General features: G+C 70.5%; 31 protein-coding genes. 18 read left to right on the forward strand and 13 right to left on the reverse strand.

Annotated features, from left to right (window positions below):
- From ABSL23_RS08550 to ABSL23_RS08565, 4 genes are all read right to left on the reverse strand, one after another.
- The gene (locus ABSL23_RS08550) at positions 1-1,014 is read right to left on the reverse strand and encodes a DUF4350 domain-containing protein (RefSeq protein WP_353633411.1); all 1,014 of its coding nucleotides are present in this window, start codon (positions 1,012-1,014) and stop codon (positions 1-3) included.
- Positions 1,001-1,924 carry a S49 family peptidase gene (locus tag ABSL23_RS08555; protein WP_353633412.1) on the reverse strand — a complete coding sequence of 308 codons (924 nt, stop codon included), beginning with the start codon at positions 1,922-1,924 and terminating at the stop codon, positions 1,001-1,003. The genes ABSL23_RS08550 and ABSL23_RS08555 overlap by 14 nt, the downstream gene beginning before the upstream one ends.
- On the reverse strand, positions 1,921-2,550 hold the full coding sequence (locus ABSL23_RS08560; protein ID WP_353633413.1) for an outer membrane lipoprotein-sorting protein: 630 nt from the start codon (positions 2,548-2,550) through the stop codon (positions 1,921-1,923). Before ABSL23_RS08560 ends, ABSL23_RS08555 begins: the two co-directional genes overlap by 4 nt.
- Positions 2,551-2,665: 115 nt before the next feature.
- Positions 2,666-3,898 carry an ABC transporter substrate-binding protein gene (locus ABSL23_RS08565; protein WP_353633414.1) on the reverse strand — a complete coding sequence of 411 codons (1,233 nt, stop codon included), beginning with the start codon at positions 3,896-3,898 and terminating at the stop codon, positions 2,666-2,668.
- A gap of 179 nt (positions 3,899-4,077) precedes the next feature.
- On the opposite strand from ABSL23_RS08565, the gene ABSL23_RS08570 reads away from it, so the two are divergent.
- Positions 4,078-5,418, forward strand: a complete 1,341-nt coding sequence (locus tag ABSL23_RS08570; protein ID WP_353633415.1) for a phosphoribosylamine--glycine ligase — start codon at positions 4,078-4,080, stop codon at positions 5,416-5,418.
- 6 nt (positions 5,419-5,424) lie between these two features.
- On the opposite strand, the gene ABSL23_RS08575 is transcribed toward ABSL23_RS08570, so the two are convergent.
- Positions 5,425-6,279, reverse strand: a complete 855-nt coding sequence (locus ABSL23_RS08575; RefSeq protein ID WP_353633416.1) for a hypothetical protein — start codon at positions 6,277-6,279, stop codon at positions 5,425-5,427.
- A gap of 105 nt (positions 6,280-6,384) precedes the next feature.
- Between ABSL23_RS08575 and ABSL23_RS08580 the strand changes: the two genes are divergently transcribed.
- The 6 genes from ABSL23_RS08580 to ABSL23_RS08605 all read left to right on the forward strand — a co-directional run bounded on the left by ABSL23_RS08580 (position 6,385) and on the right by ABSL23_RS08605 (position 12,542).
- Positions 6,385-7,584 (forward strand): hypothetical protein, encoded by a 1,200-nt coding sequence (locus ABSL23_RS08580; RefSeq protein WP_353633417.1) that lies wholly within the window; start codon positions 6,385-6,387, stop codon positions 7,582-7,584.
- Positions 7,585-7,658: 74 nt separating this feature from the next.
- The gene (locus tag ABSL23_RS08585; RefSeq protein WP_353633418.1) at positions 7,659-8,609 is read left to right on the forward strand and encodes a hypothetical protein; all 951 of its coding nucleotides are present in this window, start codon (positions 7,659-7,661) and stop codon (positions 8,607-8,609) included.
- The gene (locus tag ABSL23_RS08590; protein WP_353633419.1) at positions 8,609-8,890 is read left to right on the forward strand and encodes a sulfurtransferase TusA family protein; all 282 of its coding nucleotides are present in this window, start codon (positions 8,609-8,611) and stop codon (positions 8,888-8,890) included. The genes ABSL23_RS08585 and ABSL23_RS08590 overlap by 1 nt, the downstream gene beginning before the upstream one ends.
- Complete coding sequence (locus ABSL23_RS08595; protein ID WP_353633420.1) at positions 8,883-9,578, forward strand: hypothetical protein; 696 nt, start codon at positions 8,883-8,885, stop codon at positions 9,576-9,578. Before ABSL23_RS08590 ends, ABSL23_RS08595 begins: the two co-directional genes overlap by 8 nt.
- A 74-nt stretch (positions 9,579-9,652) precedes the next feature.
- A complete protein-coding gene (locus ABSL23_RS08600) occupies positions 9,653-10,693 on the forward strand; it encodes an ATP-binding protein (RefSeq protein WP_353633421.1) in 1,041 nt (346 codons plus the stop codon).
- A 52-nt stretch (positions 10,694-10,745) separates the two neighbouring features.
- Positions 10,746-12,542 carry a HAMP domain-containing sensor histidine kinase gene (locus tag ABSL23_RS08605; RefSeq protein WP_353633422.1) on the forward strand — a complete coding sequence of 599 codons (1,797 nt, stop codon included), beginning with the start codon at positions 10,746-10,748 and terminating at the stop codon, positions 12,540-12,542.
- Between the two features lie 2 nt (positions 12,543-12,544).
- Here the strand turns inward: ABSL23_RS08605 and ABSL23_RS08610 are convergent, their stop codons facing one another.
- Genes ABSL23_RS08610 through mvaD form a run of 3 tightly spaced genes read right to left on the reverse strand, consistent with a single transcriptional unit; the run spans position 12,545 to position 15,416 of the window.
- Positions 12,545-13,195 (reverse strand): response regulator, encoded by a 651-nt coding sequence (locus ABSL23_RS08610; RefSeq protein ID WP_353633423.1) that lies wholly within the window; start codon positions 13,193-13,195, stop codon positions 12,545-12,547.
- A gap of 60 nt (positions 13,196-13,255) precedes the next feature.
- Entirely contained in the window at positions 13,256-14,395 is a 1,140-nt protein-coding gene (locus ABSL23_RS08615) for an FAD-dependent oxidoreductase (RefSeq protein WP_353633424.1), read from the reverse strand.
- A gap of 40 nt (positions 14,396-14,435) precedes the next feature.
- Positions 14,436-15,416, reverse strand: coding sequence for a phosphomevalonate decarboxylase MvaD (mvaD, locus tag ABSL23_RS08620; protein ID WP_353633425.1), 981 nt, complete (start codon positions 15,414-15,416; stop codon positions 14,436-14,438).
- A 116-nt stretch (positions 15,417-15,532) separates the two neighbouring features.
- On the opposite strand from mvaD, the gene nth reads away from it, so the two are divergent.
- Both nth and ABSL23_RS08630 read left to right on the forward strand, forming a co-directional pair.
- Positions 15,533-16,216: an endonuclease III gene (gene nth, locus ABSL23_RS08625; RefSeq protein WP_353633426.1), complete on the forward strand. Its 684-nt coding sequence runs from the start codon at positions 15,533-15,535 to the stop codon at positions 16,214-16,216.
- A 99-nt stretch (positions 16,217-16,315) separates the two neighbouring features.
- A complete protein-coding gene (locus tag ABSL23_RS08630; protein ID WP_353633427.1) occupies positions 16,316-17,005 on the forward strand; it encodes a helix-turn-helix domain-containing protein in 690 nt (229 codons plus the stop codon).
- 6 nt (positions 17,006-17,011) lie between these two features.
- Here the strand turns inward: ABSL23_RS08630 and ABSL23_RS08635 are convergent, their stop codons facing one another.
- Complete coding sequence (locus tag ABSL23_RS08635; protein ID WP_353633428.1) at positions 17,012-17,497, reverse strand: hypothetical protein; 486 nt, start codon at positions 17,495-17,497, stop codon at positions 17,012-17,014.
- Positions 17,498-17,608: 111 nt separating this feature from the next.
- Between ABSL23_RS08635 and ABSL23_RS08640 the strand changes: the two genes are divergently transcribed.
- The 9 genes from ABSL23_RS08640 to ABSL23_RS08680 all read left to right on the forward strand — a co-directional run bounded on the left by ABSL23_RS08640 (position 17,609) and on the right by ABSL23_RS08680 (position 23,176).
- A complete protein-coding gene (locus ABSL23_RS08640; RefSeq protein WP_353633429.1) occupies positions 17,609-18,046 on the forward strand; it encodes a hypothetical protein in 438 nt (145 codons plus the stop codon).
- Positions 18,047-18,086: 40 nt separating this feature from the next.
- Entirely contained in the window at positions 18,087-18,941 is an 855-nt protein-coding gene (locus ABSL23_RS08645) for a hypothetical protein (protein WP_353633430.1), read from the forward strand.
- An 85-nt stretch (positions 18,942-19,026) separates the two neighbouring features.
- Complete coding sequence (locus ABSL23_RS08650; protein WP_353633431.1) at positions 19,027-19,701, forward strand: plastocyanin/azurin family copper-binding protein; 675 nt, start codon at positions 19,027-19,029, stop codon at positions 19,699-19,701.
- Positions 19,701-20,087 (forward strand): hypothetical protein, encoded by a 387-nt coding sequence (locus tag ABSL23_RS08655; RefSeq protein WP_353633432.1) that lies wholly within the window; start codon positions 19,701-19,703, stop codon positions 20,085-20,087. The genes ABSL23_RS08650 and ABSL23_RS08655 overlap by 1 nt, the downstream gene beginning before the upstream one ends.
- A complete protein-coding gene (locus tag ABSL23_RS08660) occupies positions 20,087-20,920 on the forward strand; it encodes a ubiquinol-cytochrome c reductase iron-sulfur subunit (protein WP_353633433.1) in 834 nt (277 codons plus the stop codon). The genes ABSL23_RS08655 and ABSL23_RS08660 overlap by 1 nt, the downstream gene beginning before the upstream one ends.
- Positions 20,921-21,736 carry a cytochrome bc complex cytochrome b subunit gene (locus ABSL23_RS08665; protein WP_059056227.1) on the forward strand — a complete coding sequence of 272 codons (816 nt, stop codon included), beginning with the start codon at positions 20,921-20,923 and terminating at the stop codon, positions 21,734-21,736.
- Positions 21,737-21,740: 4 nt separating this feature from the next.
- Entirely contained in the window at positions 21,741-22,505 is a 765-nt protein-coding gene (locus ABSL23_RS08670; RefSeq protein WP_353633434.1) for a cytochrome bc complex cytochrome b subunit, read from the forward strand.
- Between the two features lie 124 nt (positions 22,506-22,629).
- Entirely contained in the window at positions 22,630-22,923 is a 294-nt protein-coding gene (locus ABSL23_RS08675; protein WP_157501088.1) for a hypothetical protein, read from the forward strand.
- Positions 22,916-23,176 carry a hypothetical protein gene (locus tag ABSL23_RS08680; RefSeq protein ID WP_230891272.1) on the forward strand — a complete coding sequence of 87 codons (261 nt, stop codon included), beginning with the start codon at positions 22,916-22,918 and terminating at the stop codon, positions 23,174-23,176. Before ABSL23_RS08675 ends, ABSL23_RS08680 begins: the two co-directional genes overlap by 8 nt.
- Before the next feature lie 242 nt (positions 23,177-23,418).
- Here ABSL23_RS08680 and ABSL23_RS08685 read toward each other — a convergent pair whose 3' ends face one another.
- The 4 genes from ABSL23_RS08685 to ABSL23_RS08700 form a co-directional block, all read right to left on the reverse strand.
- Positions 23,419-23,859, reverse strand: a complete 441-nt coding sequence (locus tag ABSL23_RS08685; RefSeq protein ID WP_230891273.1) for a hypothetical protein — start codon at positions 23,857-23,859, stop codon at positions 23,419-23,421.
- Positions 23,860-23,904: 45 nt separating this feature from the next.
- On the reverse strand, positions 23,905-24,633 hold the full coding sequence (locus ABSL23_RS08690; RefSeq protein WP_353633435.1) for a hypothetical protein: 729 nt from the start codon (positions 24,631-24,633) through the stop codon (positions 23,905-23,907).
- A gap of 81 nt (positions 24,634-24,714) precedes the next feature.
- The gene (locus ABSL23_RS08695; protein ID WP_353633436.1) at positions 24,715-26,016 is read right to left on the reverse strand and encodes a M28 family metallopeptidase; all 1,302 of its coding nucleotides are present in this window, start codon (positions 26,014-26,016) and stop codon (positions 24,715-24,717) included.
- Between the two features lie 84 nt (positions 26,017-26,100).
- The gene (locus ABSL23_RS08700; RefSeq protein ID WP_353633437.1) at positions 26,101-26,358 is read right to left on the reverse strand and encodes an MTH865 family protein; all 258 of its coding nucleotides are present in this window, start codon (positions 26,356-26,358) and stop codon (positions 26,101-26,103) included.
- Between the last annotated feature and the right edge of the window lie 48 nt (positions 26,359-26,406).

The raw sequence follows: 26,406 nt of genomic DNA on the forward strand, positions 1-26,406 counted from the left end.
TCAGGCCGTCACGACCGTCGAACCGGTTCCGGTCTGTCCGCCGGACGAGCCCGCGGGTGCCGCGGGCGCGCCCGCTTCTTTGTCGCCGGTGACGAGGAACGCGGCGACGTTGCTCGCGAGCACGTCGTTGTCGCCCTCCGTCGCGGCGCCCGACGTCAGGAAGTCGGTGTCCCCGACGGCGAGCACGTTCCCGTTGCGCGCGGCGACGGCGTACGACCCCTCGTCGCGGGTCGAGGACAGCGACACGCTGCTGGCCGTCAGCACGGGCGAGGCGTCCCCGCCGGTGGTCACGGGCGTGGCGTCGGTGAGGATTGCGTCCCCGACGCCGTCGGCGACGCCGCTGTCACCGCCCGCGTACACGGACTGGAAGTTGTTCGCGTTCTCGGCCATGTCGTAGAGGTAGCCGTCGCCGAACGACACGCCGAACGACGCCGCGAGGTTCGCCGGCTGCCCGGACGCGGACACGGAGCTGCTCGACGTCAGTCCGGGTATCGAGACGGTCGAGGTCGTGCTCGTGGTCGTCGGCGGCTCCGCCGCGAGCAGGACGCGACCGCCCGCGTCGGCGAACGCTTCCACGCCCGCGACCTCGTTCGACGAGTACGACGTCGCGGGGCTGGCGACGACGAGCGCGTCGGCGCCGCGCAGCGTCTCGTTGAACGCGGCGCCGGGCTCGGCGCCGATGGTGCTCGACGACCCGCCGCCGAACAACTGGACCTCGTGGCCGGCGGCGACGAGCGCGTCCACGAACGGCTGGAGGGAGTTCTCGCTGACGCCGTTGCCGTGGCTCACGTCGATGACCACGGTCTTGGACTCGTCGCCGGCGGGCGCGGTGACGCTCCCGCCGTCGTCGATTGGCTCGGCGACGAGTTCGTTCGCGTCGTAGGCGGGCGCGGACGGCGCTTCGGACTGCGTGGGCGAGTCCAGCAGGAACCCGCCCGCGAACGCCGCCGCGACGACGACCGCCGCGACGACGGCGACGACCGCGACCGAGCGTGCGACCTCACGCGCTCGCATTCGCGGTCACCCCCGTCTCGTTGGCGGCCGCGTCCGTCTCGATTGTCCCGTGCAGCATCAGGTACTGGACGGTGTCGACGCCGCGGTACTCGAACACCTGCTCGGTGGTCGCGTCCGCGGACTCGCCGTCGGTCGCGAGCCCGAGCTGGGAGAGCACCGACGGCTGCGGTGCTTCCATCCGCACCACGTCGTAGTCGCTGAGGCCGGCGTCGTCGGCGGCGGCCGAGATGGCCGTGTCGATGCCGCCGATTTCGTCGGCGAGGCCGTTCTGCACGCCGTTGGCGCCGGCGTACACCTTCGCGTGCGAGACCTCCTCGCGGGTCAGCTCGATGCGGTCGCCGCGCTCGGCGAACACGGAGCCGACGAACGCGCGGCGCAGCGTCTCGACGCGCTGGCGGACCTCGTCGGGCGTCGAGCCGCTGCCCTTGTCGGGGCCGGTCACGACCTCGCCGGCGGGCAGGCCGCCGGACGGGAGGGTGGCGCGCACGCCGATACTCCCGACGACCGAGGCGGGCGTGACGTAGATGTCGTCGGCGGGCGCGGCGGCGTAGTACGACCCGGAGGCCGCGGTGCCGGTGACGCTCGCGACGACGGGCATCTCGCCGGCGGTGCGCTTCACCGCGAGGTAGAGTTGTTCGCTCGCGGACGCGGTGCCGCCGGGGCTGTCCACGTCGAGGACGACCGCCTGAACGGAGTCGTTCTGCCGGGCTTCCCGGAGGTCGTCGACGACCGCGCTCGCGGAGTCGCCCGTGATGGAGCCGTGCAGTTCCACGACCGCGACCGTGCCGTCGGGCTCGGTCGCGTACCCCCACGCCTGGGGCGCGAACGCGACGCCGACGACCACGCCGACGACGACGAGCACGAGGGTCACCCCGCGCACGCTACCGCGGGCGGCGTCGGTTCCAGTCACGCCGCCACCTCCGCGCTCGCGGACGCGTTCTCGACGAGCGTCACGTCGTCGTACGTGACCGTCACCGAGGCGGGCTGGCCGCCGTCGGTCGTCCACGACGTGACGAACTTCAGGGGGACCTCGCGGTCGAGATCGACCCAGACGGTCCGGGAGACGTTCGTCGCGTCGCCGGTCGCGTTCTCGTGGGGTTCGAGTTCGACGACCGCAGTCTGGTGACCGTCGTAGGTGGTCACGCGCTCGACGGTGACGTTGCTCGTTCGCACGAGCGTCTCCGCGAGTGCGCCGTAGCCGGCGGGCGTCGCGGGACTGCCGGCGCCCGCACCGGCGTCGAACACCGGGCCGCCGTCGGCGGACTCGGTGACGGTCTCACCGGCGCGCGGACCGGTGCTGTACGTGACTTCTCGTTGTTCGCCGCGGACGCTGACGTCTGCGCGGGCTTCCGTGGTCGAGTCGCCGACTTCGACCGTGCGGGTGACCGTCGCGTCGTAGCCGTCCAGGGCGGCGTATCGCTGTTCGACCGCGTCTCCGACTGCGGCGGCGTCGACGGAGCCGTCAGCGGACAGCCCGCCGATGCAGCCCGCAGTCAGGGAGACGACGACGAGGGCGGTCGCTGCCGCCACTCGCATTCGTGTAGCTTGCATAACTCTCCGCGGGGACGTTCCGCAGGCACTGACAAAACACGCCGGTGGCGTTTGCAGGCTGAGAGAATCCGTCGCGTCGAAAAAACGAGTGGTCGCCGCGTTACGCCGAGAACTGAATCTCGTCGAGCGTCTCGATGCCGCCGCCCTCCTGGAAGCCGAAGTATTCGTAGGTCGCGGCCTTCAGGTCGCCGTTGTCGTCGAAGTCGACGGCGCTGGACGCGCCCGAATACTGGACTTCCGTGCCGTCGGCGGCCATCGAGAGGCCGTCCGCGAGAGTGCTCGGCGTGACCTCCTCGCCGCCGGGGTTCGCGACGTTCTGCATCTCCTCCGCGATGGCGGTGCCGGTGTTCTCGCCGGCCGCGGCGTTCGCGAGCAGGCAGACCGCGGTGGCGTCGAACGCCTGCGACGTGAACACGCCCGGTTCCTCGCCGTACTCGGACTGGTACTGCTCGTCGAAGTAGTCCCGGCCCGGGCCGGCCGCCTGCGGGGCGGTGCCGGTGACGTTGTCCAGCGGGTTGCCGACGTCCGCGGGGAGGCTCGCCGACCGCATCCCGTCCGTGACGAGAATCGGGACGTCCGTGTCGAAGTCCGAGTAGAAGTCACGGAACAGCTGGATGCCGCTCTCCGGATAGCCGATGACGACCACCACGTCGGGGTTGTCGTTGAGCGCCTGCGAGATGCGCGAGCTGTACGACGACTGGCCCTTCTGGAAGGAGACCTCTTGGGCGACCTGTCCGTCGCGCTCCTGGAACGCCGAGCTGAAGCTGTCGGCGAGCAGCTGGCCGTAGGAGTTGTTCACGTACATCGTCGCCGCGGTCGACGCCTGGTGCTGTTCGACGGCGACCTGCGCGAGCACCTGTCCCTGCAGGGCGTCCGTCGGCGGCGTGCGGTAGATGAGGCCGTTGTCTTCGAGGTCGGTGATGGCCGGTGACGTGCTCGCGGGCGAGCAGCCGACCATCCCCGAGGGGATGAAGACGTTCTCCGCGACGGCGATGGTGACCTCCGAGGACGCCGCGCCCGTGACCGCCGGATAGCCGCCGTTGCGCAGCGTCTGCGCCGCGGACTGGCCGGCGTTGGGGTCGGTCTGGGTGTCCTGCACGGAGAAGTCCAGTTCGAAGTCGGTCTCGCCCTCCAGCAGCGTCTGCGGGAGGACGGCCCCGTCGCGGATCGGCGCGCCGAGGCCCGCGAGGTCGCCGGTCGTCGGCAGGAGGACGCCCTGCTTGATGGTTCTCCCGCTCCCGCCGCCCCCGCCTCCGGTACAGCCGGCGAGGCCGGCGATACCTGCGGCGCCGAGGCCGCGAATCACGTCCCGTCGATTGACTCTTGATGGCATACCACGCATTAGCACGCAACTGGTATAAATGGATTCCGGACATGACACCTTTCACCGCGCGCTCGGCGGAATTACGCGGGGCTGAGGCGCGCAACGCGCCGCGTGGCGAACGCCGGAGCCGCGTTGTTCCGCGTCCGAGTGGTCAGCATTCTTTTGGTCGCTCCCGGAGTGGGCAGCGTATGGAACCGACGAAGTTTCTGTTCGTCTCCGCGGACGCCGCGCTCATCGGGGACGTGGCGTGGCAGGTCCACGAGGAAGGCCACGACGTGAAGTACTACATCGAGGCGGACAGCGACCGGGAAATCGCGGACGGCTTCGTCCCGAAGACCGACGACTGGGAGTCCGAACTCGACTGGGCGGACGTCGTCGTCTTCGACGACATCTGGGTCGGCTCGGACGTCGGCACCGGCGCGCTCGCGGCGGAACTCCGCGCCGAGGGCCACGCCGTCGTCGGCGGCACGCCCAACACCGACCGGCTGGAGGAGGACCGCGGCTACGCGATGGAAGTCTTAGAGGAGAACGGCGTCAACACCATCGAGCACGAGGAGTTCACGGACTTCGAGGCCGGCATCCAGCACGTCAAGGAGAATCCCGGCCCGTACGTCGTCAAGCCGCTGGGCGAGGTCCAGAACGTCAAGCGCCTGCTGTACGTCGGCAACGACGACGACGGCAGCGACGTAATCGACGTCCTGCGCGCGTACGAGAAGGCGTGGGGCCACCGCATGAAGGGGTTCCAGCTCCAGCGCAAGGTCGAGGGCGTCGAGGTCGCGGTCTGCGGGTTCTTCAACGGCGAGGAGTTCGTGGAGCCGGTGAACTTCAACTTCGAGCACAAGCGTCTGTTCCCCGGGAACATCGGCCCCTCCACGGGCGAGATGGGGACGAGCATGTTCTGGTCGCGGCGCAACGACCTCTTCGAGCGCACGCTCGGCCGCGTGGAGGGGTGGCTCGCCGACGAGGGCTACGTCGGCAGCATCGACCTCAACTGCATCGTCAACGACACCGGCATCTACCCGCTGGAGTTCACGCCGCGGTTCGGCTACCCCACCATCACGCTCCAGGAGGAAGCCATCGAGTCCTCTACGGGGGAGTTCTTCGCGGCGCTGGCGAACGGCCGCGACCCCGAGTTCGAGGTCCACGGCGGCTACCAGATCGGCGTGCGCGTGGTGCTGCCGCCGTTCCCGTTCGACGACGAGGCGACCTACGACGAGAACTCGCGGAACGCCGCCATCGTCTTCGACTCCGACGAGGACGGCGGCACGACGACGCCGCCGGCGGGCGTCCACATCGAGGACGCCAAGCGCGTGGACGGCCAGTGGCGGGTCGCCGGCGAGTCCGGGATGCCCCTCGTCGTGACCGGGAAGGGCGAGACGATGCAGGAAGCCCAGGCACAGGCCTACGAGCGCGTCGAGGACGTGCTCATCCCGAACCTCTACTACCGCGACGACATCGGCGACCGCTGGGTGGCGGGGGACGGCGACCGCCTGCAGGCGTGGGACTACCTCGGACCGGCCGGCGAGTAGCGGGCGTCAGCCGTCAGGCCACACGGCCAACGGGCCGTCGGGGAACTGCGCGAGCGTCGGCGCGGCGTCGTCCCCGAACGCGGTGTGGACGAACGCCTGCCAGAGCACGCGCTCGGCGTACGGCCGCGCGTCGAGGTCGACGCCGAGTTCGTCGGCGACCGCGTCCTCGGAGACGTTCGGGCCCGGCTCGACGTCCAGCGCGCGCGGCGCGTCTTCGAGGTCGAGGCCGAACGACGGGAACAGCCGGTACGAGGCGTCGACGGCGGGGTGGTAGAACGTCCGCTCGCCGGGGTACCGGACGGACAGCACGCGGTCCGCGGTCGCCGTCTCCCCGTCCGGGAGTTCGACCCGCTGCTCGCCGAGCGAGAGGTCGCGGCGCCCTCCGCACTCGACGCGGTACCGGTCGCCGGCGGCGGCGACGACCGCCTCGCCGTCGGCCACCCTTTCGATAGTCACGTCGGGAGCCGCGCCCGCCGCGAGTTCGGCTTCCGTCGAGTCCCCGCCGACCGTTCCCTCCACGACGACCGTACGGCCGTCGTCGGCCGTCAGCACGGGTGCGAGCGGCTCCCCGGCGCCGGCCGGCTGGACGCGGTACGGCGTCGCGCAGACGTGGCGCCACTCGCCGGCGGGGGGCGCGGTGGCGTCCAGAACGGACCGCCAGTAGAAGACGCGGGCTTCCTCCCCGCACGTGTAGGGGACGGCGTCGGGGAAGAACCCGCCGCCGAACCGCGTCGCCTCCAGTCCGCGGTGTTCGAGGACGGCTTCGAGGTACCGGACGTTCCGCCGGACCGGCGCGCGGCGGCCGTCGGTGGTCGCGCGCGTCCACTCGACGCCGTCGGAGTCGCGCGTGGAGGGAGCCATCACCGCGACGTAGGCCGCGAGCCCGCAAATGCCTGCGTCCGGAGATGTTCGGTGTGGCACGCCCGCACGCCCCACGCGTCGAATGTGTTCGACGGAGGTGTCTCCGTGTTGCGGACCGTCGTCCCGCTCGTGGCAGTGACAGGCTCCGGCGTCGGTCGGTGGACGCGGCTGTTCACGCTCGCCGGCGTCGCCTTCCTCCTGCTCTGGCGGGTCGGACTGCTCGCCGGCGTTCCCGCTCGGAGCGCCGTCGAACTCGCCGTGCTCGGGTTCGTCCTCCACGTCGTCTTCGGGCACGCCTACCTGCTCGTGCCCGCGTACTTCGGGCGCGTCCACCGGTCCAGTCCGCTCCCCGGCGTCCACCTCGCGCTCGCGGCGTCCGGGACGCTGCTGCTCGCGGCGAGCTACCTCCCCGCGACGCCGGACGGCACGCGACTCGCTGGCGCGCTGCTGTGGGCGGCCGGCGTCGCCGTGTTCGCCGGGTCGCTGGCGCGGTCGCTGCGCGGCGCCGCCCGCGACCCGTTCGCAGACGCCTCGAACCGCGCCGAGCGCGCCGCGGTGCTCGCCGTTCCGGTGCCGTTCGCGTACCTCGTCGTCGGGTCGTACGACCTGCTCGCCGGGCAGACCGCCGCGCCGCGACTGCTCGCTGCGTCGCCCGCCGGCGTCTCGCACCTCTTCGCCGCGGGCGTCGCCGCGCTCCTCGTGTTCGTCTTGGGCGTGCGCCTGCTCCCGCGGTTCCTCGGCGTCGACCCGCTCGTCGGCCCCTCCGTGTTCGTCCTCGTCGCGGGTAGCGTCGGCCCCGGGTTGCTCGCCGGCTCGCTGTGGGGCGGCCGGCTGTTCCGCGCCGCCGCGGCCGTCGAGGGCGCGGCCGTCGCCGCGTTCTTCGCGCACGCGGTCGCGCTGTTCGCCCGCTCGGACCGCCGGCGCGTCGGCCTCTCCGGCATCCTCGCCGGCCTCGCCGCGGGCGCGGTCGCCGTCCTCGTCGCCGCCGGCGTCGCCGTCGGCTGGCTCCCGCCGGCTCGCATCGCCGGGCACGCGGCGCTCGTGCTCGGTGGCTTTCTGACCGTCACCGTCGCGGGGTTCCTCGTCCAGTTCTACCCGCCGAGCGTCGCCGACGCCCCCGGAGCCAGCGAGACGACGACGCGGGCCGCGCTCGCCGCGCTCCTCGCCGGTGCGGTCGTCGAGGCGAGCGGTCTCGCGTTCGGCGTCTCCGCGCTCACGAGCGCGGGTCGCGCGCTCGCCGCGGCGGGCGCGCTCGCCCTCGCGTTCGTCCTCCTCGCGGTCGTCGCCGCGCTGGAGACGCGCTGACGGCGGGCCGAACATGTCCGCGCACAGCCCTTAGTTTAGGCGTACCTAACTCCCGGTGAGGTGTTCCAGTCGCGATGGCAGACGTGACCCACGAGCCGGCCGGCACAGTCGCCGACGAACTCTTCGACAAGTACCTCCTCCCGAAAGCCGCGCTGTCCGTCATCCTCGCGGCGTCGCTGGTCGGCACCGCGCTGACTCTCGACCTCACGGGGCAGTGGTCGGCGCTGCTGGCGCTTGCCAAGTGGGGGTACTTCGTCGCGCTCGGCGTCCTGCTCGGTGGGTTGCTCTGGAAGCACGGCTTCGTCCGCCCCGGCGACGTCGACGCCGCCGCCGACTACTGCGCGGAGATGTACCGGCGCTTCGACCGCATCGCGGTCGCCGCGCTCGCCGTCGTCGCCGTCACCGGCGTCGCGCTGCTCGCCGTCGCCTACGCCGACGCGCCGCTCGCGCTCCGCGGCGGCCTCGCCGGCGCGCTCGCGCTCACCGTCGTCGCGGGTGCCGTCGACACGCTCGACGACGCGCCCGTCCCCGAGCGCTTCCGCACGACCGTGGGCGTTCTCGCGCTCGCCGTCGCGGTGCTCGCCGTCGCGCTGTCCGCCGCCGCCGACGTCGCGCTCGCGGGCGGCAGCGCCGTCCCCGCGGCCGTTCGAGCGGTCCACCTGCTCGCGTTCGCGGCGTGGGTCGGCGGCGCCGTCTGGAACATCTTCGTCGCCGTCCCCACCGGCCAGCTCCAGCCGACCCCGCCCGTCGTGCGCGCGGCCGGCGAGCAGCTCGAACGGTTCCGGTGGACGGTCCGGTTCGTCATTCCGACCATCGTGCTCACCGGCCTCTATCAGGCCGTCGACGCGCTCGGCACCAGCCTCGGCACGTACGTCGGCACGGCCGTCGGGCTCGCGGTGCTCGCGAAACTCGGGTTCGTCGCCGTCCTGTTCGTCATCTTCCTCGCGTGCCCGATGTGGCGCGCGTGCTCGCCCATCGACGGCGTCTGCGACCTCGCGGAGATGGACGGGGAGGTGGGCGACTGATGGCCGACCTCGACGTCCCCGACACCGAACCCGACGTCGACCCCGACCGCACCGTCGACAACCGCGGCCGCGGCTGCGCGAACGGCATCGTGCGCGTGCAGCGCGCGCTCGAAGACCTCCCGCCGGGGTCGGTGCTGGAGATTCAGAGCACCGACCGCCGCGCGAAGACCGAGTACCCGAAGCTCGCCGCCGAGACCCCCCACGAACTGCTCGCCGTCGTGGAGAGCCGGCGGCGCGTCCTCCGCAAGCAGTACGCCACCTACCTCGAAATCCATGAGTGACCTCGTCGACCCCGAGACCGACCCGGCACCGAGACGCGGCACCGACCGAACGAACTTCCAGCACCTCGCGGACGCCGACCCCATCGCGGTCCGCGACCCGCTCGCGGAACTGCTCGGCGTCGTCCCCGAGGGCGACCCGCTGGTCGTCGGCTTCCCCGAGGTCGTGCTCGCCGCGGGCCACGCCTGCCCCGCCGTCGCCGGCGCGTATCGCGCGACCCAGCTCGCGCTCAACGACCTCTATCCCGACGACCTCCCCGTCCGCAGCGATATCGCCGTCGAAGTCGGCGGCGAACCCGACGACCACGGCCTCGGTCCGATGGCGAACGTCGTCAGCCACGTCACCGGCGCCGACCGCGAGACCGGATTCACTGGGTTCGGCGGCTACGGCGGCCGCGAGAACCTCCTCTCGTTCACCGACCTCGACGGCCCCGGCCGCACGTTCGCGTTCCACCGCCTCGACACCGACGACAGCGTCCGCGTCTCGTTCGCGCCCGGGGCGGTCGGGATGTCGCCGCCCGGCGAGGACGGCGGCAGCGTCACGGACCTGATTCCGAAACTGGTCGCCGGCGAGGCCAGCGACGCCGAGCGCCGGCGGTTCTACGACCAGTGGCACAACCGCGTCCAGCGCGTCCTCCGCGCCGCGCCCGGCGACGACAGCCCGTTCACGCTCCGGCACCCGGAGCACTGACCGGCAGTTCTCCGCGGCGTTCACTCGTTCTGTCACTACAAACAACTAAGTTGCCGTCCGTGGTCGATTCCCGCATGGGCAGTCTGCGACGACACCTGCCGGTCGCCGTCGTCGCGGGGTTCGCGGTCGGCCTGCTCGCCGTCTCGGCGGCCCACCACGCCACCGAAATCGAGCACATCAACCACACCGGCGGGCCGCTGTCCGCGTTCGTCGTCGACGCCGTCCCCGCCGGGATACTCCTCTTCGCGGGCTACTGGCTGCACGCGGCCGACGTGGGCGCCGACGCCCGCTGGCTCGTCGCGGCGTGGTCGATGGCCGGCAGCGCGCTCTTCACCACCGTCACCGTGCTCACTATCGCGATTCGCGAGTTCGAGGGCCGCCGCGTCGTCGAACCCGCGTTCCCGATGCTCGTGGACGCGGGCGTCGGCGCCGTCGCCGGCTTCGTCGCGGGCGCCTTCTACGTTCGCGCGCGCCGCGACGCCGACCGCGCCGCCCGCGCCGGCGACGCGTTCGCGTTCGTCAACGACGTGCTGCGCCACGACATCCGCAACAGCCTCGGCGTCATCCGCGGGCAGGCCGAGCTGCTCGCCGCCACCAGCGACGACGACGCCGTCCAGTCCCGCGCGGAGACGATTCACGAGCAGACCGACGAAGCCCTCGACCGCATCGAGAACGCCAGCACCATCGCGAACACGCTCAGCGACGACGCCGCGCTCGAACCCGTCGACCTCGTCCCGCCGGCCGAGACCGCGGCCGACCGCGTCGCCGACGCATACGCCGTCGCCGTCGACACCGACCTCCCCGAGCGGGCGCTCGTGCGCGCGAACGACGCCGTCCAGTCGGTCGTCGACAACCTCGTGGAGAACGCCGCCGAGCACAACGACGCCGACGACCCCCGGGTGACGGTCGCGGTCGAACGCGCCGACGAGACGGTCCGGTTCGAAGTCCGCGACAACGGCCCCGGCGTCGACCCGTCGGTCCTCGCGGACGCCGACGGCGGCCTCGAACTCGTGCGGACGCTCGTCGACCACTACGACGGCCGCGTCGACGTCACCGCCAACGAGCCGCGCGGAGCCGTCTTCGCCGTCGAACTGCCGCGCGCCGGCGCCGCGTGACGCCCGCGCTCGGCGAGTACGCTTAACTGCTTGCTCCCGGCACTCCCGACAAATGCCCGCCGCCGCAACGTCGGACAGCCGCCGGCGCCTCGCCGGGTACGCCGTCGCCGCGCTCGGCGTCGCGCTGTTCGCCGTGCCGCTGTACGACGTCTGGGACGACACCACCGCCCTCGGCTGGGCGCTGTTCCCGTCGCTCGTCGAGAACGTCACCCTGTTCGCGCTCGCCGCGCTCCTCGTCGCGGGCGGCGTCTGGCTCGCGCGCTCGCAGTCGGACGGCGACCACGCCGCCACCGTCGCCACCACGACGTTCGCCGGCACCGCCGCGACGGCCGCGCTGTTCGCGTGGGTCGTCGCCGTCCAGTCGTGGACGATGCACGAGCTCAAGCCGTACGTCATCGCGCTCGACGCGGTCGTCGTCGGCGCGCTCGGGTCGTTCGGCATCGGGGTCTACCGCGCGCGCTCGGCCGGCCGCCGCCGCGACCTCCAGGTGGAGCGCAACCGCCTCGCCGGCCTCTTCGAGAACACCAGCGACGCGGTCGCCACCGTCGAACTCGCGGACGGCTCGCCCGTCGTCTCCTCGGCGAACGAGCGCTTCCGGGAGACGTTCGCCGACCCCGACGCCGCCATCGCGGACGCCGCCCGCCTCGCGGACACCTCGCTGTCGTCGCTGCTTGACGGCGACCACGGCGGCGAGACGACGACCCGAGAGGTCGCGTACAGCGACGCGGACGGCGTCCACGAACTCGCTGCCGCCGACCGCGACGCCCGCGAGTTCATCGTCCAGTTCGTCCCCCACGACACCGACCGCGGGCGCACGTACGTCTACGTCGTCGCGACCGACGTCACCGAACAGAAACAGCTCGCGCGCGAGCGGGAAGCCAACGAGCGCCTCGGCCTCCTCCACGAGTACGCGTCGAAGCTCGTGAACGCCCAGAACCGGGACCGCGCCGCCGCGCTCGCCCGGGAAGCAATCGAGGAGCTGTACGCGCCCGCGGCGGTCCGGGTCGTGCTCGACGGCGAAGTCGTCGTCGGCTCGGACGACGCCGACACCGCGTTCAACACGGTCGCCGACGTCGGCGACCGCGGTCGCATCGAACTCGCTGCGCACCTCGCGACCCGCGAGCTGAACGCGGTCAACGTGCTCGCGACGCACCTCGACGACGTGCTCGGGCGCCTCGACTACGAGCGCGAACTCGCGTCCGAGCGCGAGGAACTGGACTTCATCAACCGCACGCTCCGCCACAACCTCCTCAACGACGTGCAGGTCGTGCGGGCGCGACTCCAGACGCTCGACGGCGCCGACGACCTCGCGGACCACCGCGACGTCCTCCTCGACCACCTCGACCGCATGGCGGAGTTCGTCCAGACGATGCGCACGTACACCGAGTCCCTCGTCGAGGACGGCGAACACGTCCTCGAACCCGTCGACCTCCGGCCCGCGCTCGCGGACGTCGTCGACGGCACGCGCAACGCCTACGAGGACGCCGAGGTCTCGCTCGGGGACGTCCCGGAGGTCGCCGTGAGCGCCGACGAACTGCTCGAACCGGTGCTGGAGAACGTCCTCGCGAACGCCGTCGAACACAACGACAAGGAGACGCCGCGCGTCCACGCCGACGCCGAACGCCACGGCGACTGGGTGACCGTGCGCGTCGCGGACAACGGCCCCGGCGTCCCCGACGACCGCAAGGACGCGGTGTTCGAGCGCGGCGAACTCGGCGAGCACAGCTCCGGCAGCGGCTTCGGGCTGTTCCTCGTGCGCAAAACCGTCGAGTCCTACGGCGGCGGCGTCGAACTCCGGGACAACGAGCCCACGGGCACCGTCGTCCGCATCACGCTCCCCGTGGCGTGACGTTACCGGTCGGCGTCCTCGACGACCTGCAGGAGTTCGGCCATCCCCCCGTCGTCGGCGCCGTCGAGTTGCGCCGACGTCTGCTCGCGCACCCGGTCCAGCTCCGCCTGCAGCCGCTGGAAGCGCTCGTCGTCGGCCAGCTCCGACTCGTCGTGGTGCGCCTCCAGCTCCGCGACCTTCGAGCTGAGCGCGTACAGCGCCCGCAGTTCCCGCGTGTAGGTCGCGCGCTCCAGCAGCTCCCGGGTGGCGTCGACGACCTCCTCGCGGTCCACCGGCTTCTCCAGGTACATGTCGTAGTCCAACTCGACGACGTCGAGGTCCGGCTCCAGCGCCGTCAGCATCGCGACGCGGGCGCTCCCGTCGCGCTCGCGGATCTCCCGGAGGGTCTCGTCGCCGGAGCGCTTCGGCATCCGCCGGTCGAGCAACACGGCGTCGACGTGGGGACCGTACTTCGCGAGGGCTTCCTCGCCGTCGGTCGCGACGATGGCGTTCCAGCGCTGGTCTATCCAGTCGCCGACCGCCTCCGCGAACTCCGTCTCGTCGTCGACGACGAGGACCGTGCGGTCGCCGTCGAGCGCGTCGCTGCCCTCCGCAGCCCCGCTCCCGTCGGTCTGACCGGGCGGCCCCGAAGCCGCGGAACTGTCGGCCGTCATACTCGTCTAGTCGGCTGGCCCCCGTAAAACTGGATTGGCCGTTCGGTTACACGAGCCGTGTCACTCCGCGAGGCCGAACTCCTCGCGGAGCAGCCCCGCCGCGTCCCGGACGCCGGCCGCCGACGCGAGGTAGCTCGCGCCCACGCCGGACTTCACGGCGTTCGCCGCGGCGCCCCGCAGCACCGTCGGGCCGACCTGCGCGACCGTGCCGTCGCCGACGCTCACCAGCCAGCCCGGCGAGTCGAACGTGTACCGCTCCAGCCGCGGCCGGAAGCCGTCGTCGCGCTCGCGCAGGTCCGCGACCAGCGTCTCGACGTTCCGCGCCGCGACCTTCGCCTCGCGGACGGCCGCCTGCGCGGACGCCGGCACCGCCGTCCCCTCGGCGTCGACGACCCGCGCGGCGTCCCCGAGGACGAGCGTGTGGTCGCCCGCGGCGAAGTCCGCGCGGACGTCCACGCGCTCGCCGCCGAGCGCGTCCGGGCCGCGGATGCCGCCCGTCCACACGAACGCGTCGTACGCCACGTCGCCGTCGTCGGTCTCGATTACCTCGTCTGTCGCCCGCGAGACGGTGACGCCGGTGCGCACGTCCACGCCCTCGCGGTCGAGCTCGTCGCGGACCGCGTCCCGGAACCGCTCGGGGAACGACGGCGCGACCGTCTCGCGCTGTTCGAGCAACACCACGTCGACGGCGGCGTCCGCCTCGCGCGCGAACGCCGCGAGTTCGCCCGCCGTCTGCACGCCCGAGAGGCCGGCGCCGCCGACGACGACTGTGCCGCCGCCCGACTCGACGAGATTCTCGAACTCGCGGCGGATGCGCGCGGCGTCCGGCAGTCGCTTCAGCGGGCTGGCGTGCGCCTCCACGCCCGGCAGGCCGTAGTACGCGGTCTCCGCGCCGAGACAGACCGCGGCCACGTCGTAGTCGAGGCTGGAGCCGTCCGCGAGGGCGACTTTTTGGGCGTCGCGGTCGACGTCCTCGACGGTCGCGACCTCGACGCGCGCCCGGTCGAAGACCTCGTCGAGCGGCACGACGACGTCGTCGGCGAACTCCGGGTGGCGTATCACGCGGTGGAGTTCGTGCTGGACGAGGTGCTCGCCGGTGTCGTCGACCACCACGAGGTCGACGTCCGCCGGCAGCCGGTCTTCCAGTCGGTCGGTCAGGATGACGCCCGCGTAGCCACCGCCGAGTACGACGACGCGCATACCGGCCGTACGCGCGCCACCGCCAAAACCGTACCCGCCGTCAGAACAGCGCGTCGCTCTCGTCTAGAATCTCCGCGGGGCCGCCGACCTCCCAGACGTCCGTTTCGACGCCGCAGTCCGCGATGGCTTCCTCGACCTCGTCGGCGTACTCGGCGCGCGTGTTCACGTAGACGGTCGCGCCCGTGTCCGTCGAGAAGTAGACGGGGACGCCCTCGTCGCTGCGGAGGTCGCGCACCGCGTCGAACACCTCGATGGTGTCCGGTTTCCAGTAGACCCAGCCGGACGGGCCGGTCATCGTCGTCGCGGCCAGCGACAGCGAGTCGTGCTCGGCGGTCTCGAACACGCGCTCGAAGTCGCCCTCGCGGAGCGCGTCCCGCGCTTCCGCCAGCTGCGCGTGGATGTGCGAGAGGCGCGCCTCGAACATGTGGCTCTCGGCGGCCTCGGCGTGCGCGTGCCCCGTCTCCTTGTAGGAGGGAACTTTCGCGATGACGATGCGGAGGTCGTCGACGAACTCCTCGGGGACGTCGAGGCGCTCGCTCCGGCAGTCCTCGTCGTTCAGGCCCGTGTGGAGGTCGGAGAACCCGCCCGTGACGGCTCGTGCGGCGGACGCCGACCCGCGCCGCGCGATGGTCGAAATCTCGGGCAGCGAGAGGTCCAGCCCCGCGGCCTCGGTGGCCGCGCGGGCGAGCGCCGCGAACCCCGACGCCGACGACCCGAGGCCGATGTTCGACTGGAAGTTGTTCACGCTCTCGACCTGCACGCGGTGGTCGACGCCCGCGCGCTCGCGGACCTCGTCGACGACCTTCCGGATGCGGTCGGCGCCGGAGCCGTCCACGACCTCGCCGTCGACGACGTAGCTGTCCTCGCTGCGGTCGGGCTCGAACGCCACCGTCGTCGTCGTGTTGCTCGGCGCGGTGCAGACGCTGATGGAGTCGTGGTAGGGGAGCCGGAGGTCGTCGTCCCGCATCCCGTGGTACTTCACGATGCCCTGAATCGGGTGGGCTCGCGCGGTCGCTTTCATACCCCGATGGGCGGCTGTCGCGCGCATAAACGTCCCGGAAGCCCGCCGCCCCGGGACGCGGCCGTCCGCCGGACGGTTCCGTTACAGGGAAGGCGCGCACGGCCGACTGCCGGCGTATGGGAACACCGCTGGACACGCGCGAGGCGCAGGTCGAGGAGGTCATCGACCGCCTCGAAGAGGCGTACCCCGAGCCCGAGATCTCGCTGAACTTCTCGAACCGCCTCGAACTGCTCGTCGCCGTCATCCTCTCCGCGCAGTGCACCGACGAGCGCGTGAACAAGGAGACCGCCGACCTCTTCGAGAAGTACGAGTCCGTCGAGGACTACGCGAACGCCGACGAGGACGAACTCGCCGAAGACCTGAACTCCATCACGTACTACAACAGCAAGGCCGGCTACATCAAGAGCGCCGCGCAGGCCATCCTGGAGGACCACGACGGCGAGGTGCCGGACACGATGAGCGAACTCACCGACCTCTCGGGCGTCGGCCGGAAGACCGCGAACGTCGTCCTCCAGCACGGCCACGACATCACGGAGGGCATCGTCGTGGACACGCACGTCCAGCGCATCTCGCGGCGCCTCGGCATCACCGAGGAGGAGCGCCCGGAGGCCATCGAGGAGGACCTGATGGGCGTCGTCCCGCGCGAGCACTGGCAGAACTTCACGCACTGGCTCATCAGCCACGGCCGGGACACGTGCACCGCGCGCAACCCGGACTGTTCGGACTGCCTCCTCGAAGACGTCTGTCCGTCCTCGAAGCTCCAGCACGACGTCGACCTCGCCGACGGCAGCGAGTGGTAGCCGGTCGGTCAGCGCTCGCTTCGGCCCGCCCGCGGAGACTCAAATCGGGGCTTTAGCTTTAGGAGATGCTTTGAAGGAGCGACGTGTAGCCTCGCGCAGATGGCAGAGAACCGCTTGCTCCCCTCGCGGTCGACCGTCGAGCGCGGCGACGGCTCCCGCGTGGTCGGCATCCGCGAGGACGCCGCCGACGACGTGTTCGAAGCGCTGTCCTCGCGGACCGCCCGCGAGATTCTCGCCGCCTTGTACGAGGAGCCCGACACCGCCTCCAGCGTCGCCGACGAGGTGGGGACGTCGCTGCAGAACGCCACCTACCACCTGGAGAAGCTCGTGGACGCCGAGCTCGTGGAGGTCGCGGACACGTGGTACTCCGAGCAGGGCCGGGAGATGAACGTGTACGCGCCCGCGTCGGAGTCGCTGGTCGTGTTCGCGGCTGACGAGGCGTCGAAGCCGTCGCTGAAAGACCGGCTGTTGCGCGTGCTCGGCGCGGTCGGGTTCCTCGGCGTCGCGAGCCTCGTCGTCCAGCGGCTGTTCGGCGGGCAGGCGTCGCCGGAGTACCAGACCACGGGCGGGGACGCGGGCGGCGCGGCGCCCGCGCCGGCGACGACGCAGGGTGGCGACGTCGGCATCATGAGCGAGCCGGCCACGGAGACGGCGGAAGCGACGACGACCGCCGCGAGCACCGCGTCGCAGTCGGCCGCGCAGGCGCTCCCGCCGGGCGCGCTGTTCTTCGCCGGCGGCCTGCTCGTGCTCGCGGTCGTCCTCGCCTACGTCTGGTATCGGCGGCGGTAGCGCGGCTCAGAACTGCGTCTGGTACTTCGTCACGAACTGCGCGACGCCCAGCACCCACGCGACCAGCCAGCAGAGCACGTACCCGATGACGCCCGCGCGCAGTCGGAGCCGCCACGCGCTCATGTTCTCGTGAATCTCGTCGAGGTCGACGTCCTGGTCGGGGTCGTTGTAGAGGTTGTACTCGCGTTTCGCGCGCAGGATGGGGACGATGCCGGTGAGCGCGAACGCAAGCAGCGCGTACGCCTGCACGCCGAAGAACGCGTGCAGCACCGCGAACCCGCCGAGCTGGTCGAACAGCGCCGGCACCATCCAGAAGACGACGGGGACGGTGTTGAGCGCGAGCCCCGCGAAGATGTACGCGAGGTGGTGTCTCAACGTCCCCCACGTGACGGTCTCGGCGTCGATGATGATCCACGCGCCGTAGAGGTAGCACGGGAAGCTCGCGGTGACCAGCAGCGCGGCGACGCTCGCCACCGTCACGTCTGCGACCATAGCGGGTGGTTCGCGCGGCGCGACTAAACGGGTTCGCTTCGTTCCCTCGGCGCGGAAACCACGGGAGCGAGTGGCACAAGACGTTTACCGGTCTCGGCCGCACGCCCAGCCATGTCCCCGACGCGAATCGCCGCAGTCGCCCTCCTCGTCGCCGTCGCGGGCTGTGCGGGCCTCGCGCCGACCGACAGCGAGACGACGGCCCCCACGTCTGCGCCCACGGTGACACCGACCGAGACGACCAGCGACACGACCGAGCCCCACACGGGCGTCGGCACGTCGCACGCCCCGGAACACCTCACCGTGCGTGCGAGTGGGGGCGTCGAGAACGTCACCGTGACGCTGGCGCCCGACGGCGACACCGAGACCTACGACCTCCCCGCCGGCCGGGAAGTGGACCTCACGCGCGAGATTCACGACCGCGGCCACGACGTGCGCGTCGTCGTCGAACGCGGCGACGAGACGGTCTTCGACAGAGAGGTTCTCGGCTACGAGTCCTTCGACGTGACCGTCCACGGGAACGACACGAGCGTCGACTACGCCGTCGTGTAGGTCGGAAGCGTTTACCCGCTTCACGCGCAACTCCGAGGTGATGACTGACTCCAACGCCGGCGAGGGCGACCAGCCTGCGCCGGACGAGGAGCCCGACGCCGAGACCCCCGAAGAGCTCCGCGAGCAGGTCGACTTCGAGGAGTTCGGCCCGAAGGAGATGGCCGAGCTGTCCGCCGAGGAGTGGGAGGCCGCCTTCGACCCGGAGACGTGGATTACGGGCGAGCGGCTGCTCGACCGCGTGGAGGACGACCTCCGGCACCGCGTCGCCACGCGGGACGTGTTCGCGGTGGTCGAACGCGACACCATCGACGGCGAACCTGTCGTGCTCGCGTACTCCGACGAGGGGTACGCGGTCGTCTACGCCGACGGCACGGTGCAGGGCAGCGGCACCGTCCTCCGGGACGTGAAACCCACCGTGGCGCTGTGCTCGATGGACGACTACGACGTCCCCGACGCGCCCGAGAACGCCGGCCTCCCCGAACCACAGGAAGTGCCCGAGGGGAGCGGCGGCTTCGGGACGACGCTGCTCCAGTACATCGGCCTCGCGCAGGTCGTCGTCGGCGTCCTCCTCGTGCTCTCGCCGCTCTTCTACGACCCGCTCGTGCGGTCGTGCCCGTCGGTCCCCGGGTCGGCCGCGCGCGCCTGTTCGGTCGCCGGCACCACACTCGAACTCCACCCGCTCGGGAACTCCGCCATCATCGCCGTCATCGCCGGCGTCGGCTTCGTGCTGTTCGGCGCGCTGATGTTGCTCGTCGTCGCCAACGCCCGGCTGTCGGACCGCTTCCGCTCCGAGGAGTTCCGCAACCGGCTGCGCTCGGCGGGACTGGGCGACGGCGACCGGCCGTCGTTCGTCCCCGAAACAGACAGCCAGCGAGACCACTCCGACGCCCCCTGAACGGCGGCAGAACCGGCGTAGGGCGTGTCTCGTCCCGCGCGGCCATCGGTGGGTTTATGCGGGAGCCATCCTGACTCACGACTGTATGAAGAGGCGGGACTTTCTGAAGATTGCGACCGGTTCGGCCGGCGGCGCTGCAGCCATCGGCGTAGCCGGCGCTCGGTCGTCCTCCACGTCCGCCGCCGTCCAGGAGGGCGAAGGAAACAACACGACCTCCGGGAACGGCACGTCCGGCAACGCCACGACGGACGGTGGCGACTCCGGCGAGGGCGAAGCGCTCCCGGGCGCGGGGACGACGAAGACGGTACAGGTCGGGCCCAACGGCCAGACCGTCTTCGACCCCGAGACCGTCTACATCCAGCGCGGCGCGACGGTCGAGTGGGTGTGGGGGTCAGACGGCCACAACGTCGCTCCCGATAGCATCCCCGAGGAGGCGACGTGGGAAGGCCACGAACCCCTCGAAAACTCCGGGTTCGAGTACGAGTACACGTTCGACGGGCCGACCGGGGAGTACCAGTACGTCTGTACGCCCCACATCGGCGTCGGCATGGAAGGCACCGTCGTCGTCAACGAGAGTGGACAGCCACCCGGCGGCGAAGGCGGTGGAGCCGAGCTCGACCCCGAAGAGATGGGCGTGCCGTTCCAGGCACACTTCGTGGGCATCGCGACCATCCTGATGATGATCGTGTCGCTCGTCTACGCCTTCTTCGTCCTCAAGTACGGCGAGTCACAGCACGCGAGCGCACCTAACAAGGAATAATGTCCTCGAAAGGCTCCAACTACGGCGATATCCACCGATACGAGCCCGCCCGCGAGAGCACGGCGGCGACCATCGCCATCGTGTTGCTGACGATGGTCGAGATCGCGTTCGTGGCCGTGTTCGCGTACGGCCTCGTCACGGGCTGGGGCGTCGACCCCGTCGGGAACATGTACCTCGGGTTCCTCCTCGCGGCCATCTTCATCGACCTCTCGTTCGTCCTGCTCCTCTACCGCAAGGAGTTCCTGCCGGACGTGATGATCGTGAAGAAGCGCCGGCGCAAGTGGGAAGACCTCTACGTCCGCGAGGACCAGGTCGACGGCGAGTCCGCGTTCGGTGACGTCAGCGAACAGTTCAAGAAGGCAATCTACCCCTACTACGAGAAATAATGTCTGACAAGTACCCAGAGAGTTCGGGACGCCGCCGCTTCGTGAAAGGCGTCGTCGGGAGCGCTGGCGTGGCCGGCATCGGCACCGCCGGCGTCGCCAGCCTCGACGCGGTCACCAACCAGACGGGGACCGGTGGCGGCCAGACGACGTACTTCGGCGTCCAGAACACCGGCGGCCCCGCGCCGCGCGCGATGCCGATGGTCCCCATCGAGATCGACGACGAGGGGTACCTCCGCGGCGTCTACCCCGAGGTTCAGGAAGTCGAACAGCAAGGACAGACCGTCCAGGTCGCCCGCGAGGACCTCGGCGGCATCACGTACGAAGTCGACTGGTTCCAGTACTGCGGCATTCAGGACTACCAGGGACTCCAGCCGAGCTACGAGGGCGACAACTACTTCCGGTACTCGGGCGGCTCCAGTTCCTACGACTGGCAGCCCGGCTCCGGGCAGGTCCACGTCGACGACTTCACCGACTACGACACGTGGGCGAACGACTACGGCGAAGCCGGCATCGGGAAGCCCGCGTCCGTCACGTGGCGCTCGCAGGACACCGACAACTCGATTCCGGTGCAGGTCATCCGAAGCACGCTCCTCGAAGACGCCGTCGAGGAAGCCAGCGGCGAAGTCGCCGAGTGGCTCGACGCCGCCACGCAGGACGGCTTCATGGCGTTCCTCAACAAGTGCACGCACTACTGCTGTGTGCCCGGCTACCGCTCCTCGGACTACGAGGGCGCCGGGGACAAGATTTACTGTGCGTGCCACCAGTCAGTCTACGACCCGTACAGCATCGTCAAACGCAGCTTCACGGCGTACCCGCGCCCGGAGGACGGATAGATGAGCGTCGAGCGCAAGGACGACCACGACCACGACGCCTGGCTCGAGGAGAAAGACCTCACGCCGATCGAGCACACGTTCCTCGCGACGCTCGTCTGGCTGGACAAGCGGCTCCGGCTGGTCGACTACCTCGAACTGCTGGAGACGCTGTACTACCGCGTCAACCTCCAGATGCCGAAGAGCCACACCGAGCAGTACAACCTCGACAACAAGTTCTGGTACTGGTACCCGCTGTACTCGCTGGGGTTCTTCTCGACGCTGGCGTACGTCGTCGCGGCGATATCCGGCGCGCTGCTCGGGTTCTACTACTCGCCGTCGACGGCCGCCGCCGCGTCGTCGAACATCGAGGGCGCGACCGTCGCGTACAGCGCGGTCGCCGCCATCATGACGGACCTGAACTTCGGGTTCTTCCTCCGGTCGCTGCACCGGTGGGCCGCGCAGGTGATGACCGCCGCGGTGTTCCTGCACATGCTGCGCGTCTACTTCACGGGCGCGTACAAGGAACCCCGCGAGGTCAACTGGATCATCGGCATCGTCCTGCTCAGCCTCACGATGGTCTTCGGGTACACGGGCTACCTGCTCCCGTGGGACCAGCTGGCGTTCTGGGCGGGGCAGATCGGCGTCGAGATGAGCCTCTCGATTCCGCTCATCGGCGAATGGGTCGCACAGCTCGTGTTCGGCGGCTTCTCGCCGGGGCAGCCGACACTCCAGCGAATGTACATCCTCCACGTGTTCCTGCTCCCGTTCGTGGTGACGACGGTCATCGCCATCCACCTCGGACTCGTCTGGATGCAGGGCATCGCGGAACCCCACTAAAACCATGGCAGACGACGAACACACCGACGACGCGGCTCGCACCGACGGTACGGGCATCGTTCCGCCGGACGACGAGACGCCGACGTGGCGCGAACGCAAGGAGCGCACGACCGGCCTCTCCCGGCTGACCTACGAGTACTTCGAGCGCTCCCGCCGGGAGGACCAGGACCTCCGCGAGGAGTCCGACTACGTCGAACGCGACGTGCTCGCGTTCCCGGTCTGGCCCCACGAGCTCATCCGGAACCTCGCGCTCACGAGCTTCTTCGTCGGGATGATTTTCTTCCTGGCGTCGACGCTCCCGCCGCACCTCGGCGCGCCCGCGAACCCCAGCCAGACGCCGAGCATCATCCTGCCGGACTGGTACCTCTACTGGTCGTTCGGCCTGCTGAAGCTCGGCCCGCTGAACCCCGACCTCGCCATCCTCGGCGGCGAGAAGCTTATGGCCGACCGGACGTACGGCGTGGTCGCGAACCTCGTCGTCGTCGGGTTCATCGCCATCGTCCCGTTCCTCAACAAGGGGAGCGCGCGCCGGCCCGTCGAGCAGCCGTTCTGGGCGTCCGTCGGCGTGATGGGCGTCGTGTTCGCGGTGACCATCAGCGCGCTGTCGATGAAGAACCTGATTCCCATCGACTCGAACCTGCTGTTCGACCTGACGTTCCTCGTGCCGCCGATAGCGGGCGCCATCGCGTACGCCCTGCTGAAGACGATGCGCGAGGGGTACATGTACGACCTCAACCGCCGCTACTACAAGCTCCGGCCGCCGAAGTAACCGGCTTCGACCCGCGCCGACGTTCCTCACCTCTCCCGCCTCACACTCTCCTTTCCTCGTTCTCAGTGCGCCTGTTTCCCGTCGACCGCGACAGTGAAGTATCGGCCGCCCGTTCGTCCAGCTAATGGGTGACGACGAACGCGGCCGCGACGTGGTCGTGCCCGACCGGCTCTACAAGTCCGTGACAGTCTTCTCCACGCTGTTCGCCGTCGTGTCGGTCGTGCTCGGGTTCGTCGCGCTGGACACCGCGACGAACGCGGGACGGGCAGCGCCCGAGGACGTGAACGTCGCGTTCGCGGCGCTCGGCGTCGGTCTCATCGCGGCGGGCGGCCTCGTGTACGCGTTCTCCTCGCGGTTCCGCGCCAGCGGAATGGCAAAGGATAAAGACAGCGGCGACGAACCTTCGGATAATGGCTGACGAGTTCGCGAAAGGGCTCGGCCTGTTGACGGGTGCGGGCCTCATCTGGATGGTGCTGGCTGGCTGGTACAAGACCCCGAGCTTCGCGGGTCCCCAGCTCACTGGCGCGCCGCCGAGTGACCTCTCGATGCTCGGCGAAGCCGCGCTGATACTACTGGAGTCGATGTTCTGGCTGGCCATCTTCGGCGCGCTCGTCTTCTGGGTGGGCGTGCCGCTCGGCCGCGAGCTGTACGCGAAGGTCAGCAGCGAGTAACCGCGCTCCTCCTCGCCGTCGTTTCTCCCGTTGCGTAGCGCCGCCTCCGCTCGTCGTCGCTCGTGTCGCTGCTGGCGTCCACTACGCTACTCGTGGTCGCTACCGAGATGTTCCCGAACCGCAGCGGAGCGTGCTCGTCGCTGGCGAGCGTCGACGGGTCGCGTCGCTGGAGAGAACTGGTGGGACGACCGTGTTATTGGACAGTTTATTCGAAGTAGCGAGAAGTTCGAGCCGGGGCCGCCTCAGACGACCTGCACCCAGTACGGCTTGACGAGGAAGAAGACGCTGATGTAGGCCGCGTACATGAGCGTAATTGTCGCCGCGACGATGGCACCCTTCGGGGCTTCCAGTTCGAGGCCTTCGCGGGCTTCGACCTTGCGGGCCTCGAACTCGAAGAAGTCGGCGAGGAGCGTGCCGACGGCGAGCGCGGACAACACGATTCCGCTGTGGTGGTGCAGCGTGAGGTAGTAGAAGCTCAACAGCACGACGCCCCACGTCGTGAAGGCGTGGAACGGGTGCCACGAGAGCGCGTCCGCGCCGTCCTCGGCCTGCCGCTCGTGGGCGGCGTGCGCGACGCGCCGGCTGACGAAGTTCAACACGACCATGAGCAACACGGCGTACTCCGCGTAGGGCGCGAGCACCGTGTCGAGTGGCCCGAAGAGCGTGACCGATGGAACTGCCATGCGCGAACGTCGGTCTGTCGCGGTATTATGTCTTTTCCAATACGCTCACTCGAAGCCGACGCCCCGCGACGCCGCGACGACCGCCACGAGGAACGGCTCCCCCCAGTCGAATTCGACGGGGGCGTGCGGGGCCGCGAACCCGTAATCGCGGCCGTCGACGAACAACGCGACGTCGGCTTCCTCCCGGACGACGGTGACGGAGGCGGGCGCGTCGAGCACCCACTCGACGCGTTCGACGCGGAACGGCGCGACGGGGACGACGGCGAGCGCGTCGGCGTCCGCGGACAGCAACGGTCCACCCGCGTCGGCGGCGTAGCCGTGGCTGCCGGCGGGCGTCGCCACGACGACGCCGTCCGCGCGCACCTCGTCGACGTCGCGGCCGCGCGTGGTGACCGCGTACTCGGAGATGCGCGCGGGCTCGTCCGTCACGAGCATCACGTCCGCGAGCGCGCGAACCGCCGTCTCGCCGGCGCGGACCGCCATCGTCGGGCGGTCGTCGACCTCGTAGTCGCCGCTGGCGAGTGCGGCGAGCGCGTCCGGCAGGTCGTCGCGAGTGACGCCGCCGTACTCGCTGCCCGCGCTTACCGGGAGGACGGGCGCGCCGGACGCCGCGGCGAGCGCGTCGAGGAGCGCGTCCTCGCCGAGCGCCGCGACCACGTCGGCGTCCGCGTCGCTGTCGAGCACCTCGTCGCCCACGACGGCTTCCCCGCCGGCGTCACGCACGACATCGGCGGCAGCCGTCGCTCCGTCGCCGAGCATGCCGACGCGCGTCACCGCGACACCCCACGCAGCCTCGTCTCGCTCATCGTCGGAACGCGGGGCCGGCAGTCGCAAAAAGGCTACGGGCTCCCGGCGTCAGTACGGCCAGTCGCCGGTACTCTTCATCCCCTCCGCGAGGTCCTCGTCCTCGAGCGCGGCGGCGACGTCGGCCTCGCTGGCGTGCGCGACGGCGAACCCCTCGCTGGCGAGTTCGACCGCGAGCTCCGTGAGCAGGATGGCTTGCTCGCGGAACGTCCGCACTTCCAGTTTGTCGAGCGTGTCCGCGTGCGTGTGTCCCCAGCCGCGGCCGTCGCCGTCGGTCTGGCTGGTGACGTGGTAGCCGGGGACGCCGAGCTTCACGTACTCCCAGTGGTCGGAGTGTGGGCCCATCTCGGGCGTCACCGAAATCGGGTGGTCGAAGCAGTCGGCGACCTCGCGGGCGGCGTCGCCGAGCGCGTCGAAGTGGTGCGTGTAGAACTCCAGCGTGCGGCCGGCGACGACGCCGTCGAGGTTCAACACGGCGCGGACGTGCTCGCGGTCCCGGTTCGCGGCGTCGTAGGCCGAGCCGACGAGCCCGACCTCTTCCGCGCCGAAGCAGACGAAGCGAACCTTCGTGTCGAGGTCGGCCTCGCGGTCGGCAAGCACGTGCGCGAGTTCGACGACCATCGCGGTGCCGGCACCGTTGTCCATCGCGCCCTCCGCGATGTCGTGGGCGTCGACGTGGCTCGTCACGAGCAGTTCCTCGTCGGTGTCCGGGCCGAGCGTCGCGTGGGCGTTCTGACTCGTCGCGTCGCCGACCTCGGCGCTCACGGAGACGCCGACCGTGTCGCCGTCGTACTTCCGACCGAGGCGCGCGCCGACCTCCTTGGAGACGCCGACCGCGGGAATCTCGCCGAGCGGTTGCTCCTCGGTGCCGACGCTCCCAGTCGGCGGCAGGCAGCCCTCCACGTGGTTCTTGTAGACGAACGCCGCGGCACCCGCTTCGACGGCGTGGTAGTACTTCTCGCGCCGGTGGAGGTAGCGGTCGTACCAGCCGGGCACGTCCGAGGCCACCATCACGACCTTCCCGGCGAGGTCCGTCTCCTCGAAGTCGTTCGGGAGGCCGTAGCCGAGGTCGACGAACTCGCCCGCAACGTCGCCGTTCGGGCTGCGTGGCAAGGCGATGCAGTCCTCCTCGCCGGCGGGCGTCTCGACGGCGCTGTCGCCGCGCGTCCAGCCCTGAATCTCGAACTCGTCGAGGGAGGCGTCCCCGCAGGCGGCCGCGAGCGCGTCCCGCGTCGCTTCGGCGGCTTCGCGTTCGCCCGGCGACCCCGCCATCCGGTCGCGCACGTCGACGAGCGTTTCGAGGTGCGTCCAGCCGGTCTCGCTGGTGAACACGTCGCCAATCCAGTCGGTCATGACCGTACCGACGCCGACCACGCCGTAAGTCGTTTCGGAAGGAGAAATCGCACTGCGGCGCGTCGTCGCGCTATCGGTTCGCGTTCAGATGTCGCCTTCTTCCTTGAGCCCCTCGATGACGTCGTCGACGAGGGATTCGGCGTCGTCGTAGGGGAACTCGGCGCGGCTGGAGAGCTTCGTCGCCAGTTCCATCGCGGTGAAGGACTTGCCGCCAGCCTCAAACTTCGTCGAGGGGCCGTTCGGGAGCGCGGGCACGAGGCCCATCTGGTTCTTCACGGGGTAGTCGGCACCCGAGAACGCGTCCAAAAGTTCCTTGCGGAGTTCGGTTTCGACGTCTGCCATGTTCGCACGTGGACAGCGACCCGGCAAAAGGGTTCTGGAACCCTCGAC

It is taken from the genome of Halobacterium sp. NMX12-1 (assembly GCF_040435975.1).
Lineage (GTDB): Archaea > Halobacteriota > Halobacteria > Halobacteriales > Halobacteriaceae > Halobacterium > Halobacterium hubeiense.